This is a genomic window from Burkholderia sp. JKS000303 (genome assembly GCF_002563755.1).
Taxonomy (GTDB): Bacteria; Pseudomonadota; Gammaproteobacteria; order Burkholderiales; family Burkholderiaceae; genus Burkholderia; species Burkholderia anthina_B.
This window is the reverse complement of the sequence record NZ_PDBZ01000003.1, coordinates 111,025-125,095: the sequence shown is the minus strand read 5'-3', so window position 1 is coordinate 125,095 and position 14,071 is coordinate 111,025. Positions and strand designations below refer to the sequence as shown.

Annotated in this window: 14 protein-coding genes; 8 read left to right on the top strand and 6 right to left on the bottom strand. The window is 64.9% G+C overall.

Annotated features, from left to right (window positions below; translation table 11 throughout):
* Positions 1–59: 59 nt before the first annotated feature.
* From dkgB to BX604_RS28385, 4 genes are all read right to left on the bottom strand, one after another.
* Positions 60–866: a 2,5-didehydrogluconate reductase DkgB gene (dkgB, locus tag BX604_RS28400; protein WP_098554182.1), complete on the bottom strand. Its 807-nt coding sequence runs from the start codon at positions 864–866 to the stop codon at positions 60–62.
* Positions 867–1,015: 149 nt separating this feature from the next.
* Positions 1,016–1,972 carry an LLM class oxidoreductase gene (locus BX604_RS28395; protein WP_098554181.1) on the bottom strand — a complete coding sequence of 319 codons (957 nt, stop codon included), beginning with the start codon at positions 1,970–1,972 and terminating at the stop codon, positions 1,016–1,018.
* A 19-nt stretch (positions 1,973–1,991) separates the two neighbouring features.
* On the bottom strand, positions 1,992–2,315 hold the full coding sequence (locus BX604_RS28390; protein WP_098554180.1) for a MoaF-related domain-containing protein: 324 nt from the start codon (positions 2,313–2,315) through the stop codon (positions 1,992–1,994).
* A gap of 28 nt (positions 2,316–2,343) precedes the next feature.
* Positions 2,344–3,546 carry an MFS transporter gene (locus tag BX604_RS28385; RefSeq protein ID WP_098554179.1) on the bottom strand — a complete coding sequence of 401 codons (1,203 nt, stop codon included), beginning with the start codon at positions 3,544–3,546 and terminating at the stop codon, positions 2,344–2,346.
* Between the two features lie 101 nt (positions 3,547–3,647).
* Here BX604_RS28385 and BX604_RS28380 point away from each other — a divergent pair, with 101 nt between their 5' ends.
* The gene (locus BX604_RS28380) at positions 3,648–4,592 is read left to right on the top strand and encodes a LysR family transcriptional regulator (protein ID WP_098554178.1); all 945 of its coding nucleotides are present in this window, start codon (positions 3,648–3,650) and stop codon (positions 4,590–4,592) included.
* 97 nt (positions 4,593–4,689) lie between these two features.
* Here BX604_RS28380 and zwf read toward each other — a convergent pair whose 3' ends face one another.
* Positions 4,690–6,165 carry a glucose-6-phosphate dehydrogenase gene (zwf, locus tag BX604_RS28375; protein ID WP_098554177.1) on the bottom strand — a complete coding sequence of 492 codons (1,476 nt, stop codon included), beginning with the start codon at positions 6,163–6,165 and terminating at the stop codon, positions 4,690–4,692.
* Positions 6,166–6,369: 204 nt separating this feature from the next.
* On the opposite strand from zwf, the gene BX604_RS28370 reads away from it, so the two are divergent.
* Both BX604_RS28370 and BX604_RS28365 read left to right on the top strand, forming a co-directional pair.
* Positions 6,370–6,948 (top strand): TetR/AcrR family transcriptional regulator, encoded by a 579-nt coding sequence (locus BX604_RS28370; RefSeq protein ID WP_098554176.1) that lies wholly within the window; start codon positions 6,370–6,372, stop codon positions 6,946–6,948.
* A gap of 161 nt (positions 6,949–7,109) precedes the next feature.
* Positions 7,110–7,985 carry an SDR family NAD(P)-dependent oxidoreductase gene (locus tag BX604_RS28365; RefSeq protein WP_098554175.1) on the top strand — a complete coding sequence of 292 codons (876 nt, stop codon included), beginning with the start codon at positions 7,110–7,112 and terminating at the stop codon, positions 7,983–7,985.
* 159 nt (positions 7,986–8,144) lie between these two features.
* Here the strand turns inward: BX604_RS28365 and BX604_RS28360 are convergent, their stop codons facing one another.
* On the bottom strand, positions 8,145–8,612 hold the full coding sequence (locus BX604_RS28360; protein WP_098554174.1) for a DUF4755 domain-containing protein: 468 nt from the start codon (positions 8,610–8,612) through the stop codon (positions 8,145–8,147).
* Positions 8,613–9,078: 466 nt separating this feature from the next.
* On the opposite strand from BX604_RS28360, the gene BX604_RS28355 reads away from it, so the two are divergent.
* The 5 genes from BX604_RS28355 to BX604_RS28335 all read left to right on the top strand — a co-directional run bounded on the left by BX604_RS28355 (position 9,079) and on the right by BX604_RS28335 (position 14,065).
* Positions 9,079–9,645, top strand: a complete 567-nt coding sequence (locus BX604_RS28355; RefSeq protein ID WP_098554173.1) for a hypothetical protein — start codon at positions 9,079–9,081, stop codon at positions 9,643–9,645.
* Between the two features lie 13 nt (positions 9,646–9,658).
* A complete protein-coding gene (locus BX604_RS28350) occupies positions 9,659–10,672 on the top strand; it encodes a CAP domain-containing protein (protein WP_143748141.1) in 1,014 nt (337 codons plus the stop codon).
* A 209-nt stretch (positions 10,673–10,881) separates the two neighbouring features.
* Entirely contained in the window at positions 10,882–12,339 is a 1,458-nt protein-coding gene (locus BX604_RS28345; protein ID WP_098554171.1) for a caspase family protein, read from the top strand.
* A 75-nt stretch (positions 12,340–12,414) separates the two neighbouring features.
* A complete protein-coding gene (locus BX604_RS28340; protein WP_143748140.1) occupies positions 12,415–13,302 on the top strand; it encodes a hypothetical protein in 888 nt (295 codons plus the stop codon).
* 103 nt (positions 13,303–13,405) lie between these two features.
* On the top strand, positions 13,406–14,065 hold the full coding sequence (locus BX604_RS28335) for a hypothetical protein (protein WP_098554169.1): 660 nt from the start codon (positions 13,406–13,408) through the stop codon (positions 14,063–14,065).
* Positions 14,066–14,071 lie beyond the last annotated feature (6 nt).

Here is a 14,071-nt window from a genome sequence, read left to right as displayed (position 1 = left end):
TGTCGGTGCCGCGGCCGGCTGGCCGCGGACGGGTCATATCGGATGAGAGCGCGGCGCGCTTAGTCCCACTTCGGCGCGAGGCCGGCCGGGTCGACTTCGCGCCCGTTGCGCTCGAGCGCGGCGATCTGCGCCATGTCTTCGCCGGTCAGGCGCAGCGTCTGCGCGAGCAGGTTGCTCGCGAGGTTCTCGCGCTTGGTCGACGACGGAATCACCGAGTAGCCGAGCTGCAGTGCCCAGGCGAGCGCGACTTGCGCCGGCGTCGCGTCGTGACGCTGCGCGATCGCGCCGATCACCGGGTCGCCGAGCACCTTGCCGTATGCGAGCGTCATGTACGACGTGACGTGGATGTCTTCGGCGTTCAGGAACTCGACCAGCTTGCGGTTCTGCAGGTACGGGCTCAGTTCGATCTGGTTCGTCGCGATCGCATCCTTGCCGACGGCCGCGATCGCTTCCTTCGTCAGTTCGATGTTGAAGTTCGAGATGCCGATCTGGCGCGTGAGGCCCTTCGCCTTCGCTTCGGCCAGCGCGGTCATGAACGCCTGGATCGACACGCCGTTGCCCGGGGCCGGCCAGTGGATCAGCGTCAGGTCGACGGTGTCGGTGCGCAGCTTGCGCAGGCTTTCCTCGAGGCTGGCGACCAGCTTTTCCGGTGCGTAGTTGTCGACCCAGATCTTCGTCGTGAGGAACAGGTCTTCGCGGCGCACGCCCGACGCGGCGATCGCTTCGCCGACTTCGGTTTCGTTGCCGTAGATCTGCGCGGTGTCGATCGCGCGGTAGCCGACTTCGAGGCCGTTACGGACCGAGTCGATGACAATCTGGCCTTGCAGGCGGAAGGTGCCGAGGCCGAATGCGGGAATGTTGCTCATGGTGGGCTCCTGAAAGGGCGGAACGGTTGCGGTATGGAAGGCATTCTGGCGTTTCGAACTGATGAGATAAACGCCGTTAGAGGTCAAAAATATTTGATTTGAAATCAAATATGGGTCGTGAATCCGGCCGGCGTGGCGCGATGCCGGCCTCAGGCGGTGCGCGCCAGCGGGTTCGCCGCGCCGTTCGCGTGGAACGCCGGCAGCACGTCCGACGCGATCTCCGACAGCGTCTCGTCGAGCGGGCGCCGGTTGCGGCGGAAATGCAGGCCGATGTGCTGCACGCCCGCGTCGCGCATCGCCGCGAGTTCTTCCGTCAGCGCGATGCGTCCGGCGCGCGCGCCGAAGCGGTGCCGCTGCAGCGGTTCGTGCGGGTCTTCCGCGAGGTCGAGGTGGATGAAGCTCACGTACGGCTTGTTGTCGGCCACCGCGCGCCAGTTCGCGGCGCGCTGCGCGTGATCGGCCGGCGTGCCCGGATACGCGAGGCAGCCGTCCATGTGCTCGCCGATCCACGCGGGCGTCTGCTGCGCGAGACCCGCGACGAGCAGCGGCACCGGCGAGCGTGCGGCCGGCAGGACGTCGAGCCCCGGCGGCAGATGCCCGCGCGCGCCGTCGCGCAGCAGCGCGATCTGGTCGCGGAAGGTCGCGCCGCGTGATGCGAAGTCGCGGCCGAACAGCGGATATTCGACCGGCCGGTCGCCGCTCGCGACGCCGAGCAGCAGGCGCCCGCCGCTCAGTTCCTGGATCGTCGCGGCCGATTTCAGCGTCAGCAGCGGTTCGCGCAGCGGCAGCACCACGGCCGCCGTGCCGAGCAGGATGTCGCGCGTGATGCCGGCGAGGTAGCCGAGATACGAGAACGTTTCGAACACCTGCGCGGCGTCGCCGAACGACGGGTCGTACACCGGCACGTCGCGCACCCAGAGTGCGCGGAAGCCGAGCGTGTCGGCCAGTCGCGCGAGCGCGGCGTGGCTTTCGAGGTCGGGCACGCCCGGGCGGCGGCCGTCATGCTGGCGCTTCGCGTCGCCGGCGGGCGACCAGTCGTTGTCGAGCGGCAGTTCGATGCCGATGCTGAAGCCGCCGTCGGCGAGCCTGGCGAGTGAGGTGGACATGGTTGGGATCTCCCTGCGTTCAGACCGCGCGCAGGCTGCCTGCGAGCCGGTGGAAATCGAGCGACGACGCGGTGAAGAACGTGTGCGACGTGCCGGCCGCGAAATCGTCGATATGGACGACCGTTGCGCGATCGGCTTCCTGCCACGCGATCGCGTAGGTCTCGCCGGCGACGTGCTGCCACGTGTATTCGACTTCGCCCCTGGCGCCTGCGTACGGGCCTTCGGTGATCTCGTAGCGCATGTGGAGGCCGTCCTCGTCGTACGCGTTGAGTGCGGTGAGGCCGTCGTAACGGACTTCGAAAGTCTTGCCGGCGAACGGCGGACGTCGGGTCGATGCGTTCATGCTGTCTGGCTCCTGCAAAAAGTGACGTTCAATGTGCGAGTTCGACGGGTTCGGCCGTGCGTTCGGGCAGGCCCGCGCCGCGGTCGAGGCGGCCGCTCAGTGCGGTCAGCGCGAATGCGCCGAGCGTGACGGCCGCCGCGATCCACGGCGTCTGGCCGAGGCCGACGTGCGCGACGATCAGGCCGCCGAGCGACGAGCCGCCCGCGACGCCGAGGTTGAACGCGGCGATGTTGAAGCCCGACGCGACGTCGGTGGCGTCTGGCGCGAAGTGGCGCGCCTGCTTGACGACGTACACCTGCAGGCCCGGCACGTTGCCGAAGGCGACCGCGCCCCACGCGAGCATCGTCAGCACCGCGAGCCACTTCACGTGCACCGTGAAGGTCAGCGCGAGCAGCACGATCGCGAGCAGCAGGAAGATCCGCTTGAGCGCCTTGACCGGGCCGACGCTATCGGCGAGCTTGCCGCCCCACACGTTGCCGAACGCGACCGACACGCCGTAGCCGACGAGCACGAGGCTGACCTGAGACGGCGTGAAGCCGGCGATCTGTTCGAGCAGCGGCGCCATGTACGTGAACGCGATCAGCGAGCCGCCGTAGCCGACCGCCGTCATCGCGTAGACGAGCAGCAGGCGCGGCTGGGCGAGCACGCGGAACTGGCGGGCGAGCGGCGCGGGCGGCGTCCGCGGGAGGCCGCGCGGCACGAACGCCACCGCGCCGAGGAACGCGACGAGGCCGAACAGCGCGACGATCAGGAACGTCGCGCGCCAGCCGAAGTGCTGGCCGATGAAGGTGCCGAGCGGAATGCCGGCGACGAACGCGACGGTCATCCCGCTGAACATCGTCGCGATCGCGCTGGCGGCCTTCTCCTTCGGCACGAGCGTGGTCGCGATGATCGAGCCGACCGAGAAGAACACGCCGTGCGCGAGGCCCGTGAGGATGCGCGCGACGATCAGCGATTCGTAGCTCGGCGCCTGCCAGGCGACGAGGTTGCCGACGGTGAACAGCGCCATCAGCGCGGCGAGCAGCGTCTTGCGCGGCACGCGGCCGGTGAGCGCGGTGAGGAGCGGCGCGCCGATCGCGACGCTCAGTGCGTAGAGGCTGACGAGCAGGCCGGCCGACGGCAGGCTGACGCCGAGATCGGCGCCGATCGTCGGGATCAGCCCGACGATCACGAATTCGGTCGTGCCGATGGCAAAGGCGCTGATGGTCAGCGCGAGCAGGGCGAGTGGCATGATGGGATCCTGGTTCCAGTAAGGATGGATCGCAGTGTGCCGCCTTTACTTTTGCGGAAAAACTGGTCTATAAACCAAATTGTTTTGATTTCAGATCAATAATGAAAATCACGCTCGACGAACTCCAGGCCTTTGCGGCCGTGGTCGACACCGGTTCGATCACGGCCGCCGCGCAGCAGCTCGACCTCACCGTGTCGGCCGCGAGCCGCACGCTCGCGCGGCTCGAGGAGAAGCTGAAGACCACGCTGCTGCGCCGGACCACGCGCCGGCTGGAACTGACGGAAGAAGGGCGCGCGTTCCTGCAGAACGCGCGGGCGATCATCGAATCGGTCGAGAACGCCGAGGAGCAGATGCTCGCGCGGCGCGAGATGCCGTCGGGGCGGCTGCGCGTCGATGCCGCGACGCCGTTCATGCTGCACGTGATCGTGCCGCTCGTGCGCGGCTACCGCGAGCGCTTCCCGAAGGTCGATCTGGAGCTCAACAGCAACGAAGGGATCATCGACCTGCTCGAGCGGCGCACCGACGTCGCGATCCGGATCGGCCGGCTCAAGGATTCGACGCTGCACAGCCGACGGATCGGCAACAGCCGGTTGCGCATCCTCGCGAGCCCCGCGTATCTCGAAGCGCACGGCCAGCCGCGCAAGGTCGAGGAGCTCGACAAGCACACGCTGCTCGGCTTCACGCAGCCCGAATCGCTGAACGTGTGGCCGATCCTCGGCGCGGACGGCGAGCCGTCGCGCATCGAGCCCGGCATCTGGTCGTCGAGCGGCGAGACGCTGCGGCAGCTCGCGCTGGATGGCGCGGGCGTCGTGTGCCTGTCGGATTTCATGACCGCGCAGGATCGCGAGGCCGGGCGCCTCGTGCAGGTGCTGGCGCGGCAGACGCTCGACGTCGAACAGCCGATCAACGCGGTGTATTACCGGAACACGGCAATTTCGTCGCGGATCGCGTCGTTCGTCGATTACATGATCGAGGTGCTGGGCGGCAGCGGGGGCAGCGGCGATGCGTCGTCGCGGCGCAAGGCTGCGTGGGTGGGGCCGCTGTAAGCGCGGCAGGCGGGAGGGGGAGGCGGGCGGCCGCCGTCATGCACCGGCGTGCCGCGCGGCGCTTGCGCCGCGGGCACGCCGTCGCGTGTTGTGCGCCTTATGCCTCTTCCGACCACGACATGTTGTCGCGCGCGAGCAGCGCCGACGAGGCCGCCGGCCCGAACGTGCCGGCTGTATAGAGGCGCGGACGATCGCCGAGCTGCTTCCAGCCGTCGAGGATCGGCTCGACCCACGACCACGCGGCTTCGAGCTCGTCGCGGCGCATGAAGTGCGTGAGGCGCCCGCGGATCACGTCGATCAGCAGCCGTTCGTACGCTTCCGCGCGCCGTTCCGGAATCGCCTGCTGCAGGTCGAGGTTCAGGCTCACGGGCACCATCTTCATCCCGCTGCCCGGTTCCTTCGCGAGCATCTGCAACTGGATCGACTCTTCCGGCTGGAGCTGGATCACGAGGCGGTTGCTGTAGTGGCGCGGGCCGCTCGGGATGATCGAGAACGGCATGTCCGCGAACTCGATCACGATTTCCGACTGGCGGCGCTGCAGCCGCTTGCCGGTGCGCAGGAAGAACGGCACGTTCGCCCAGCGCCAGTTGTTGATGTGCGTGCGCAGCGCGACGAAGGTTTCCGCGTGGCTGTCCGCCGGCACGTTCTCCTCGTCGAGGTAGCCCTTCACCGGCTGGCCGTCGACCGCGCCGGCCGTGTACTGGCCGCGCACCGTGTCGCGCGCGACGTCCGACAGCGCCATCGGCCGCAGCGAGCGCAGCACCTTCAGCTTCTCGTCGCGCACCGCGTCCGGGTCGAGCGACACCGGCGGCTCCATCGCGACGATGCAAAGCAGCTGCAGCAGGTGGTTCTGCACCATGTCGCGCAGCGCGCCGGTATGGTCGTAGAAGCCCGCGCGGCTGCCCACGCCCACGGTTTCCGCGACCGTGATCTGCACGCTGCGGATGCTCGGCGCCTGCCACAGCGGCCCGAAGATCGGGTTGCCGAAGCGCAGCACCATCAGGTTCTGCACGGTTTCCTTGCCGAGATAGTGGTCGATCCGATAGATCTGCGATTCCTCGAAGTGCTTGCCGACGGCATCGTTGATCGCCTTTGCCGACGCGAGATCGTGGCCCAGCGGCTTTTCGAGCACGACGCGCGAGCGCGAATCGACGAGCTTCGCAGCCGACAGGTTGTCGCAGATCGTCGTGAACAGCTCCGGCGACGTCGACAGGTAGAACACGCGAATCGCGTCGCCGCGCGCCGCTTCGCCGAGCCGCGCGTAGTCTTCCGGCGCATTCACGTCGATCAGCACGTACTTGAACAGGTCGAGGAAGCGGGCCCATGCGTCGGCGTCGAAGGCCTTGTCGTCGATGAACGGGCGCGACTGCTCGTCCATGAACTGGCGGTAGCCGTCGATGCCCCAGTCGCGGCGGCCGACCGCGATGATGCGCGTCTCCGGCGGCAGGTTGCAGTGCAGGTGCGCCATGTACAGCGCGGGCAACAGCTTGCGGGCGGCAAGGTCGCCGCCGCCGCCGAAGATGATCATGTCGACGGGCCGGTCGGCTTCGGTCTGGTTGGGCTGATTCGTCATGAAGTGGTTCGCGGTCTGAAACGGGTGAGCGTGGAACGAACGTCGAAGCGCCGGGCGCCGGTGCGTTGGCGCGCCAGTACGTGAAAACGCTAATAGTGCACGGTTTTGAGTGATTGCGTATGGGTTCGCCCATATGTAACAGCGCTTGAATTCGATACGTTGGCACGATTATGATTGAGCACTCACTCATTAAAGGAATCGAACGTGGCCCGACCGCGCAGTCCCGACAAGCACGACGCCATTCTCGCCGCCGCCGCCCGCGCGCTCGCGGAGGACGGCGCGAGCGCGACCACCGCGCGCATCGCGCGGCTCGCCGGCGTCGCGGAGGGCACGGTGTTCACGTACTTCGAAACCAAGGACGCGCTGCTGAACGCGTTGTACGTGAGCCTGAAGGCCGGGATGCGCGACGCGATGATGACCGGGTATCCGGAGCACGCGCCGGCCGAACAGGCGATGCGGCATGCATGGAACGGCTATGTGTCGTGGGGCGTCGCGAATCCGGAAGGACGGCACGCATTGCAGCAGCTCGGCGTGAGCGGTCGCATCGACGATGCGCATCGCGCGGTCGGGGCGGAGGGCTTCGGCGCGGTGCATTCGCTGCTGACCGAGCAGGCTGCGATGTCGAGCGGGCTGGCGCCTGGCGACGCACACGCGTTCTGTGCGGCGCTGTTCACGTCGATCGCGGAAACCGCGATGGAGTCGATCGCGCGTGCGCCGGCGCTGGCCGATGCGTACCGGGAAGCCGGGTTTCGGGCGTTGTGGGCCGTGTTGCACGCCGTGTGAGCGGCCGGCCGGTGTAACGGGAAAAGCAGGCGACGCGATGCGTTTGCGGCGGCAGTGATGTCAGGCAGGGCGATGGATCGCGTGAACGATCGCGTCATCGCTCATATTAATGAGTGAGTAATCATTCATTTTGTGGTTTCAACTTCATCGAGGTGTGAGAAATGTCGAAAGTCTGGCTGGTGACAGGGGCCGCACGCGGCCTGGGGCGCGCAATCTCGGAAGCGGTGCTGGCGGCGGGTGACCGGCTGGTGGCCGGTGCGCGCGATCCCGCGCGGCTCGCGGATCTGGAAGAACGGTATGCCGACCGGGTGCTGCCGATGGAGCTCGACGTGACCGACGCCACGGCGGCCGCGCATGCGGTGGCCGCCGCGCGCGACGCGTTCGGCCGCATCGACGTGCTGGTGAACAACGCGGGCTACGGTCATACCGCGCCGTTCGAGCAGATGCGCGCCGACGACTTCCGCGACCAGATCGAAACGAACCTGTTCGGCGTGATCAACCTGACGCGCGCGGTGTTGCCGACGCTGCGCGCGCAGCGCGCGGGCCACATCTTCCAGGTGTCGTCGGTCGGCGGGCGCACGTCGACGGCCGGGTTGTCCGCGTACCAGGCCGCGAAGTGGGCGGTGGGCGGGTTCAGCGACGTGCTGGCGAAGGAAGTTGCGCCGTTCGGCGTGCGCGTGTGTACGCTCGAGCCGGGCGGGATGCGGACCGAATGGGCCGCGCAGGCGAAGCGCGACGTCGACGGCCTGCTACCCGACTACCAGCCGTCGGTCGGGAAGATTCTCGAACTGCTCGGCGCGTACGGCGGCCATGAGGTTGGCGATCCCGCGCGGATCGCGGCGCTGATCGTCGAACTGTCGCGCCGCGACGATGTGCCGATGCGCCTGCTGCTCGGCGGCGATGCGCTGTTCGTGTGCGAGCAGGCGGAGAAGCAGCGCGCGGAAGAGGCGGCGCGGTGGCGGGATACGACGCTGTCGACGATGTTCCCGGACGCGAAACTGCCGGACGGGCTGCAGGCGCTGAAGGGGTTGGAGTGAGCGCTGACGCTCGAGTTGTCGGTGAAACCGGGTGAGCGGTGTGGACGGTCGCGCGAATCCGGGCTTGCAGTACGAGCAATCGCGCGCCGGCGCGCGATTGCTCGTTCGATACACCGCGCGATTTGAACAGCGCGGACGGCCGATTCGGATAAGAGCCGCTCAGGCTTCATTGATGTGCTGCCGGAAGATTTCCATCCAGCGCGCCTGTTCCTTCTCGCTCACCATCTGGATATGCCACTCGGTGTTCTCGATGTCCGCGACCCTGACGAAGAAGCCGCTCATGGCGTCCGCCTTCAGTTTCGCGAGGTGGTGATTGCCGACATTTTCGAGTGCGCCGGTCGCGCCGCCGAAGGCGGTCATGCGGGTCTGTCCTGCGTGCACTTTGCTGGCTTCCCAACTGCGAACGTCGCTGTACGGATAGGCCTTGACCTTCCATTTCTCAGCAACGGCGATGTGCTTCGTCTTCGTATTGATGGCGATGCCGCTATGTCCGTGGAAGAACGAATATCCGTCACCTTCGCTCAATGCGATCGCTTGCCGCACCTGCTGCTTCAGCTCCTTTTTCTTGGCGGATCCCCAGACCAGCATGCCCACGACAATCAAAAGAAAAATGATGAAAAGAAACATTTTTTGCTCGCTCGATGAAAGTTGCCTGAAATAGGCGAAGCAGGTTGCTTCGCCTCGCTACCGCCGCACGTTTGGCCGTCTTCTGACCGCAGCGGATGCATTCATCCGCCCAACGACCCCGAAGGTCGATTCTTGAACCCGCGTCATGACGCGGGTTTGCCGATTCCGGCGATTCCGTTTTCGTCGTGCCGGATGAGCTCGTGCCCCGGTACCTGCGTATTCGCCTGGAATGACGGATTTGTTCGCACTTTTTTTGGAAAGGCAGTCCGGGCCGCGCTGTGCCCGGGCTTTCGAGTGTGGTCGATCGGGCCGGGCGTGCAGAACCACTCCGGCAGTCGGATAAAAAAAAGCGAACAAATGCCGCGATCGCAATGAATAGGGGAGTAGAGCGGTCCGCGGAGTCGGGCCGTTGTCCTGAGGCGGCACTAGTCGCTTCGAACAGACCCCACTCTTGTCGAGGAACTCCATGACGAAGTTGTTCACCGGCGTTGCGGCAGCCGCCTGCATCGCGTCGTTTGCGTTGACCGGGTGCCACGCCGGTCCGTCGAAAGGCGACATCAAGGATGCGCTGAACACCGGGCTGGCAAAGGACGGCAGCGTGTGCTGGTCTGTCACCGACCGGAACGCGGTGTTTCCGCTGCGCGTATCAGCCGACATGCAACACATTCACCCGATTCTTCTCGGCATGAGGAAAGAGGGCTATGTCGCGCTGAGCCGTGTGACGGCAACGGGCTTCTTCGGTGGCGACATCCTCCAGGTGCAGGTCACGCCGGCGGGGGCCGGGAAAAACGTATGGACACCCGGGCAGGGCTTCTGTGTCGGTCGCAAGGTCGTGGACGAGGTCCGTCAGTGGACGGTTCCGAGCAGTGTTGAAGGTATGTCAGTGACCTACGTCGATTTCACGTGGAAGGTCGACGATCTGCCGGGCTGGGCAAATCGCGACGATTTTGCCGGTGTGGACGGCATGCGTGCGCCAGTGGCAGCCAAGGTAGCGCTGGTGAAGACGAACAGCGGGTGGCAGGTCCAACAATAAATCGGAAACCATCATGAAAATATCGATTGCGCTGAAAGCGTGCGGGGTTGCGGTACTGCTGACCGGTCTTGCGGCCTGTGGAGGGGGCGGTGGCGCTTCGGACGGACAGGCCGGACAGGCATCGACGGGAACCGGCAGCGTGGCGAATACGCCGGCTTCGCTTGTGCCGGTCGCTGCCGTGCCCGTCACATACTCGCCGGTCGGCGATGTGGCGATCGACTCGATCGGCTTCCTGAACGCGCTGCGTCAGACCATCGGCCTGCGCGTGCTTCCGCAAAACGCCGCGATTGCCAGAGCGGCGCAGAATCATGCGGACTACATGGTGGCGAACGGCGTGAACGGACACTACGAGATCGCGGGCAGGCCCGGTTTTACCGGCATCGATCCGCAAAGCCGGATTGCCGCGCTCTATCCGTCCGGCTTTACCGGTGAAGTCAATATCGTGCTCTCCGTGAGCGGCCCGTCCGCGTCAAACGGAATCGATTCGCTGCTGCCGATCCATACACTGATCGATGCACCGTTTCATCGCATTGTCATGCTGTCCGATTTTGGTGCCACGGGCGTGGCAGTCGATACGAATTTCGTGCCGGGTGCAGTGTCGTGGGCCGAGGCACTGAATATCGATTTCGCGGACAACGCGAAAACACTCGGCAGCAATCACCTCGTGGCTTATCCGTATGACGGCCAGACCGGAATATCGACAACCTGGGTCGCCAACGAAAATCCGAATCCGTTGAACGATGTGCCGCAATTCATCGGTGCGAATGTCGGCTATCCGGTGACACTGCAGGGCGCGAGTACCGACAAGCTGTCGATCCGGTCGTTCCTGATCACATCGCAAGGGACGAACGTGCCGTGCCAACTGGTGGATCCCGATACGGCGTCGATCGGCGCCGAACTGCATGGTGCGGCGGTCTGCACGCCGCTGCATCCGTTGCAGGCCGGTGCGCCGTACACAGCCACGGTGAGCGGCATCAGGAACGGTCAGCCATTTACCGTCGACTGGAGCTGGACGACTGCGTCGTGATGTTTCGAACGGTGAGTCGCGCCCTATGCGGGCCGGACGATCCACCGAATTTCATGCCGACTCGCTATTGGGCCATCGTATAATCCGCCGACGACCAGAACTGGATACCGATATCATCAGAAACACTGAAAGGTAAATATAAGAAATTTACCCGTTTCGATGAATCACCCAGCAATACCGGACTTGATCGGCTTCTCACGGGGAAAGAGATGCAGTTCAGTTGTGCGCGCAACTTGCGCCAAATAACGGGCGCGAATATCAGCGGGCGCACCGCCGGTTTCAGCCGGTTGAATGCATGGCTCGTTGCATTGCTTGCCGCCGCGTTCTCATTGCCCGGCGGCGCAGCGGAGCCGCAGCCTTCCACATCCGCTTATGTTGCTTCCGCGCCGCGCGTCGCACTCGTCATCGGCAATGCGGTCTATCGTGGCGCCGATCGCCTAGGCTCACCGTTGTCCGATGCCGGACTCATTGCCGCAAGCCTGCGATCGGTCGGTTTTACCGTCGATCTCGAAGAGAATCAGACGCGCGGCCAAATGCTCGATGCGCTGGACCGTTTCGGCAAGGTGGCGTCCAAAGCTGCAATTGCCCTCGTCTATTACGCCGGTCACGGATTCGAGAACGGTGGCGAGAACTACCTGATTCCTGTCGACCTGCCCGTGCCGATCGGCAAGGTGACGCACGCGGATCTTCAACGCTATGCGATTCCGTTGCGCTACGTACGAAGTTCCGCGAGCAGCGGCGCGCCGCGTGCCGTGATCGTCTTGCTCGATGCATGCCGTAGCCCTGCGGTGCGCGGGGCGGGCAGGCAGGTGATGACGAAAGTGGACGCGGGGCATGGCGAACTCATCGCTTTCGCGACCCAACCCGGCGGAGTGGCGCTCGACTCGTTCTGGCTCGGGGCAACCCGCTACGACCACAGTCCGTTCGCCTACTACCTGAGTCAGCAGATGCGGACAGGCGATGACATGCTGACCATGCTGAGGCACACGCAGATCATGGTATCGGGCGCAACGGCCGATACGCAGCGGCCCTGGTTCAACGATGGCCTGGTCGGCGATCTGAAGCTGTCGGACTCGGCGGCGCCGGGGCCGCGCATGAGCGTGCGTCAACCGGCCGCGCTGCTCTCGGTATCGCGCGGGGCGACGGCGGAGCCGGTTGCAGCGCCGGATGCGAGTGACGCTGCTCCCGCTGTAGCGGGGGCAGCCCGCTGGGATGCGGAGGTGAGCCGCATGCTCGCACTGCTTCCCGACATCTGGCAGAACCCCGACGTGGCGAATCGCATTCACGACCAGGCCGAACAAGGCGACCTCTTCTCGATGACCGCGATGGCGATGGCATTGCAGAACCGTCCGCCGATGCTTACCGATCAGATCTGGTACCGGATGCGTGCGCAAGCGACGGCGTACGCCGTCTATGCGGCCGGTCGCCGCTATCCGCTCGCGGAAGCGCTGTACGGCAACTGGAGACTGAACGAAGCGCGCGAGCCGGCCGACCTCTATACCGCCGCGCTTTTTCTGCAACACGCCGTGGACGACGGTTTCGTCAAGGCAACCGAGAAACTGATTCCGCTGCTTCCGAAAGTCGGACGTGCCGCCTCCGTTGATCAATACCGGGCGCGCTACCGCGACGCATACGGGCGGGATCCGGTGCTGACGACCGTTGACTGAGTGACGCGCATGCGATTGCCGAGAGCGCTTGCTGCAGGCAAGCCGGAAACTTAAAAACAGACGAGGGGAAAGTCGGTGAGTAGAGATCAGGAAGGTTATTCAAGAAACGATCAGGGCGGATTCAGCGACCCGGGTGCAGGCGTCGGTTCGGAATACCGGCAGTCCAGGGCTGGGGTCAACTATTCCGATACGATCGATTCGGCGAGGTCCAAGGTCAATTACGACCGGTTTCAGGAGCTGCAAGGGGAGTATCAGTCGGCCGCGCAAGCGAGCGACGTCGCGGACTTCGAATTGGCCATGAAGACCCTGGGACGCCTTCTCATAGTGGGCTTCTGGTGCCTGGTTGTCTTCACCGTGTACAAGACGGCATCGATCTTTGTTGCCGGCGTTCAGACGACCCAGGCGCGTGTGGTCGCCGCGCCGGGCTATCTGGACGAACTCCCCGAGTATCTGGAAGCGCCCGAAAAGCCGATTCGCATCGGCCTGACGCCCGATTCCGCCAGGGAAACGCTGATCGACAAGCTGACGCCGATGATCACCAGTCACGCCGTCGTGATGCGGATGGTCGACAGTTGCGCGCAAGCATGCGAACAGCCGTCCAGTGCCGAGATGCTGAAGCATGTCCGCTTCGTCAAGCCGGCACAGATGCAGAACTTCCTGCAACTGGCTTGCCAGAAGAATGAATTCAACAATCTCTATATCGGCGGCAACTACGTGATGAAGTCGTTCCGGGGGAAGATCGTCCTCGAACCGACGGCGACGGGATGTCACGTTCGCGATTACCAGAACGTCAGGACGGTGTTCGAGCCAACCAGGCAGGGCTACTTGAAGTTCAACCAGAAGGATCAGTCAAAGATCCGCGAGACCGGCTATGGCGTTGCGTTGAAGTATGCGGGGTTGCTCGCGGCGGAAGTGGCCGTGCTGGGCTGGTGGTTCATGCGCAAGAAAAGGAAGGCTGCCTGAATTCAGGCCGGAGCCGGTGCGCCGGGGTGCGGTGCGGCCGAACATGGCAAGTGCCCACGCGGCACAAGAGGGTGTTGTTCGTTTGAATCATTGGTGTTCGATCATGACCGTCCACGAAGAAGAGCATCCGAACGCGTTTCCGGGAGGGGGATCCCTGCGCGACTTCATGCACAGCGAGCGGTTCAAGCCGTTTCTCCTGAGCGCGCGTACCGCGTTCTACCGGTTTGCAGGGAGGCATTATCACTGGTCGTTTCGCGAGGACGTGGAAGACGCGTGGCAAGCGACGGTCGTCGATGTGTTTCTCGACAAGCCGGACAACTTCAAGAATCCTTCGGAAATGGCAGGGGCGCCGGAGCAGTTCGAGGCGGTACTGACGCGTTACCTGGGAAAGGCGGCCATCAACAAGCTGTCCACGCGTCTCGCATCGCTCGGTAAATCCGCGCAGCGCTTTCAGTCGCTCGACGGCATGGTCGCCGACGGCGTGGACTTCGACAAGCTGCTGTACGAAGGCGGGCACACGGCTCCCGGGGCGGAGGCGGACGCCGAGGCGACAGGCATGAAGCGGCTCCTCGACGCGTGTCTCGCGAAGCTGTCCGCGCTCGCACGCGAGACGTTCAAGCTTGCATTGCAGGGCTATACGGACACCGAAATCCAGGCGCTGACTCGAACCGGGTCGGCGAATGCAATCCGTCGTCGCGTATCGGAGACCAAGTCGACGGTCGTCGAGTGCGTGCGACGGAAATCGGGAGGCAAGCATGACTGACGCTCA